Annotated in this window: 6 protein-coding genes; 5 read left to right on the forward strand and 1 reads right to left on the reverse strand. The window is 45.7% G+C overall.

Annotated features, from left to right (window positions below; genetic code table 11):
- Positions 1-242, reverse strand: a 242-nt coding sequence (locus tag QZ938_RS28425) for a hypothetical protein (RefSeq protein ID WP_293365663.1), incomplete at its 3' end; no start/stop codon positions are given.
- 134 nt (positions 243-376) lie between these two features.
- Here QZ938_RS28425 and QZ938_RS28430 point away from each other — a divergent pair.
- From QZ938_RS28430 to QZ938_RS28450, 5 genes are all read left to right on the forward strand, one after another.
- Positions 377-1,372, forward strand: coding sequence for an AEC family transporter (locus QZ938_RS28430; protein ID WP_293155063.1), 996 nt, complete (start codon positions 377-379; stop codon positions 1,370-1,372).
- Complete coding sequence (locus tag QZ938_RS28435; protein ID WP_293363467.1) at positions 1,351-1,572, forward strand: hypothetical protein; 222 nt, start codon at positions 1,351-1,353, stop codon at positions 1,570-1,572. Before QZ938_RS28430 ends, QZ938_RS28435 begins: the two co-directional genes overlap by 22 nt.
- A 1-nt stretch (position 1,573) precedes the next feature.
- Positions 1,574-1,786, forward strand: coding sequence for a hypothetical protein (locus tag QZ938_RS28440; RefSeq protein WP_293353757.1), 213 nt, complete (start codon positions 1,574-1,576; stop codon positions 1,784-1,786).
- The gene (locus QZ938_RS28445; RefSeq protein WP_293353759.1) at positions 1,752-3,242 is read left to right on the forward strand and encodes an ABC transporter permease; all 1,491 of its coding nucleotides are present in this window, start codon (positions 1,752-1,754) and stop codon (positions 3,240-3,242) included. Before QZ938_RS28440 ends, QZ938_RS28445 begins: the two co-directional genes overlap by 35 nt.
- A 122-nt stretch (positions 3,243-3,364) precedes the next feature.
- Complete coding sequence (locus QZ938_RS28450) at positions 3,365-3,778, forward strand: nuclear transport factor 2 family protein (RefSeq protein ID WP_293155051.1); 414 nt, start codon at positions 3,365-3,367, stop codon at positions 3,776-3,778.
- Positions 3,779-3,905 lie beyond the last annotated feature (127 nt).

Raw genomic sequence — 3,905 nt, forward strand, 5'->3', positions numbered from 1 at the left:
ATTCCTCTCTCTTCTCCTTCTCTGTGTTCTCTGCGTTCTCTGTGGTTAAATAATTCAAAAAAAACCGTAGTAGATGAGATAATATATGGCGGTTCAATACGATCGCCCATATCGCCCTGCACATTATTACTTATTCCTCTCTCTTCTCCTTCTCTGTGTTCTCTGCGTTCTCTGTGGTTAAATAATTCAAAAAAAACCGTAGTAGATGAGATAATATATGGCGGTTCAATACGATCGCCCATATCGCCCTGCACATTAGCTGAAAAAAAACAAGACTATTTGAATACAAGTTGGTAAAAAAAAAGTAAATTCTACAAGGATTTTTAGCTTTACTATTATTAAGTAGAGGGATTTCAAATTGTCAAGTTAAGTTTTTATGATTGAGACATTATTTCACGCTTATACGCCTCTAGTGATCTGGACTGGCTTGGGACTGCTGGTATTTCAATACATCCCAGTTGATTTTCCTAAACTGCTGAGCCGCTTTCTGTTTTGGATTGGGATACCGCTGCAAATTGCAGTTTTAGCCCGTCAGAGCGATTTTTCTGGTGCTGTCGGATTCACACCGGCGATCGCCATATTCGTATTATTTGTCAGTACGAGTTTAGCTTGGTTGACTTGGGTATTATTACGGCGGCTGAGCACCCGCCACGTCAAAAAGCCATATTTTGACGGCAAACATTCTGTAGTTAATTTATTTCTATTAAATATAAATTCCCTGACGCGATCGAGCCAAGGCAGTTTTATCCTAGCTGCGATGTTAGGGAATACCGGCTTTGTCGGATTAGCAATCACCCCCGCAATCATCAGCAGCGATAACAACAACTGGGCCGTCTTGTACAGCGTCACCAACAACGTGATCGGAAGCTACGGATTTGGTGTATTTCTTGCTAGCTATTTCGGGCATTCCGATGGAAAAAATCACTGGTGGATTCAGCTTCGGGACGTGCTAACAGTTCCCGCTCTCTGGGCATTTATCATAGGTTTTTTTACAAGAAATATCCCCTTGCCTGAGAATGTAGAATCGGGATTGCAGGGGGCAGTTTTGGGGGTAATTGCTAGTGCTTTGGTGTTGGTTGGTATCCGGCTGAGAGCTATTAAAACATGGCAAAGTTTTGAACTAGCGTTAATCCCGTCGCTGTTAAAAGTGGTAATTGTGCCGGTGCTGATCGGATTTGGTGCTAGTTTTTTCGGATTGAGCGGCGATCCGAGGTTGGTTTTGGTGTTGATGTCGGGAACGCCCACAGCTCTTTCGGTGCTGATTTTAGCAGAAATATATGAACTCGATCGCGATTTGTTAGCTAGCAGCATCGCCCTCACTTCTGTCGGTTTGCTGTTGATGCTTCCGCTGTGGTTGGCTTGCTTTATTTGATATTAGCTGAGTTGACAGTTGACAAAGGTAATTTGCTGTTAATTGGCTCCGAACAAGTTGAAATTGAGCGGGCTAGAGTCGAGCAAGAACGCCAAAGGGCCGAACAAGCAGAGCGAAAAGCCGAACAAGCAGAGCGAAAAGCCACCCAGTTAGCCTCCCGACTCCGAGCAATGGGCATCGATCCGGATGCTGAGGATTGATATGAAATCTGATGGTCTCGGAGTTATACTGGGCGTGCGATCGTCTTCCGAGCAGGACGATCGCACTACTAAAGTTAAATTGGTGATTTGTCCGAGAAAATCTCTGGGTAATTTATTACCTCAAGAACAGACAGCAAAGCGAACAGAAACAGTCAACAATCCTATCTATCTATTCCCCGATGACAAACTCAGTTTTGATCGATCGTTTAGGTAACTGGAACCCGCAACTGTTGCGGGAACTTCGCGGTAGACTCAAACCCCACACAGTCATTGCAACGGTCTCATTTTCGGTCATCTTCCAAATTATTTTACTGCTGATTGCCTCGCCAAATTCCCGCCTCTTTTCAGACGGCTGGCTGGACTTGTGGCAAATCATCACTTGGATGCTGCCCTACGTAACATTTACCCTCGGAAGTTATTCGATCGTCAACGACATCGGACAGGAACAGAAACGGGGAACTCTGAATTTTATTCGCCTGAGTCCGTGTCCGGCGTGGCAGATTCTGCTGGGTAAAATGCTGGGCGTTCCCGTACTGCTGTATCTTTTCCTAGGGCTGATGGTTCCCCTGCACTGCTTGGCCGGCTTGCAAGGGGGGGTTTCGCTGCCCCTGATTGCCAGCGTCTATCTGATGCTCGCACCTGGATGCGCTATATGCTACAGCCTGATGATGCTCTGCGGGCTGGCAAGTGAAACAGAGAAAAGGGCGCACCCACCACAGGCAACAGCCTTTGGAGTTGGGGCGATCGCCTGTTGCGCGATCGCGCCATTATACATGGGCTGGAACATCAACATCACATGGCGGCCGCTGTTGGCGAATTCAGAAATATTCGGATACCCACATCCTGTTGTTTCGTGGTTTTTGGTTCCGATTAACAACATAGGTTTGGTATCTCACGCTTTTAGTTTAGCGGTGTTAGGCACTACTGCATTTTTGCTGTGGCGAATATTGTTGCGGAATTTCAACAAACCTCGATCGACTGCGATCGGCAAACGGCAAAGTTATGCCATTTTAGCTGGTATAGAAGTTCTCGCTTTAGGCTTTTTCCTACCCACAAGCTTGGTGGATGAGCAGAACGCCATTTTGGCAGCTATCCTTATGTACGTTTTGACCGTTATGGTGCTGCTGGTTTTAATGCTTGCTATCTGCCCTCAACGTCAAGCTTTATTAGAGTGGGTAGGCTATGATTCTCCGGGGTTGCAAAGCTTAATTTGGTCGAATCGAAGCCCTTTGTTGGTGGCTGTTATTATCCATCTAATCCTAGTAGGTGCGCTGTTAGTACCTTGGCTATTTTGGATAGGTATCGGCACTAAAAAACTTGTAGAAACAAGTCTGTTAGTTCTGTGTACAATGAATGCGATTTTAATGTACGCCACCTTTGTGCAACAAGTTTGTGCGACGAAACTTCGCAATCCAATGGCGTGGGCGATTTGTGGATTGGGCATTTGGTCGTTTATTGCTCCCGGAATGCTCCTATATTTGAAACTCATCCCCGATCGCAATCCTGCAACCGCCGCACTTTGGACGCTATTCGGCTATGGGTTTTGGCAATTCGACAAACCAACAACAATACCCTTTGTGGGATTGGGAATCCTTGCTCAATGGGTGTTTCTGGCATTTCTGCTGTGGAGATTTCAGAAAACTATGCAGAAATTAAAAGTAGGAACCTAGTACGATTTTAGATTGGGGATTGTGATCGATCGCAATTCGAGTTCTATACTAGAGCAATCCGAATTATTTTGCAGCAATCGTAAGTCGATCGCACTTCCTTCCAGTCACAAACAACAAAGCTTATGGAAACCAAACCACCTCTACCGCCCTTTACGCTAGAAACGGCTAAAGCCAAAGTTCAAGCAGCCGAAGATGCCTGGAATACCCGAGATCCAGAACGAGTAGCCCTAGCTTATACAGAAGATTCTCAGTGGAGAAACCGCGCGGAATTCTTCAGCGGACGGGAACAAATCAAAGCTTTTTTAACACGAAAATGGGCAAAAGAATTAGATTACCGTTTAAAGAAAGAACTGTGGAGTTTTACAGATAATCGAATTTCTGTCCGCTTCGAGTATGAATGGCATGATGATTCAGGCTACTGGTATCGCGCCTATGGAAACGAACAGTGGGAATTTGCCGAAAATGGATTAATGCAAAGACGTGAAGCCAGCATTAATGATGTTCCAATTCAAGAATCTGAACGCAAATTTCGCTAAGTACGTAGTTGCGCTTCAGCGCTCAAAGGCACGTAGTTGCGCTTCAGCGCTCAAAGGCACGTAGTTGCGCTTCAGCGCTCAAAGGCACGTAGTTGCGCTTCAGCGCTCAAAGGCACGTAGTTGCGCT

This window comes from Microcoleus sp. CAWBG27 (genome assembly GCF_020883145.1).
Classification (GTDB): Bacteria; Cyanobacteriota; Cyanobacteriia; order Cyanobacteriales; family Microcoleaceae; genus Microcoleus.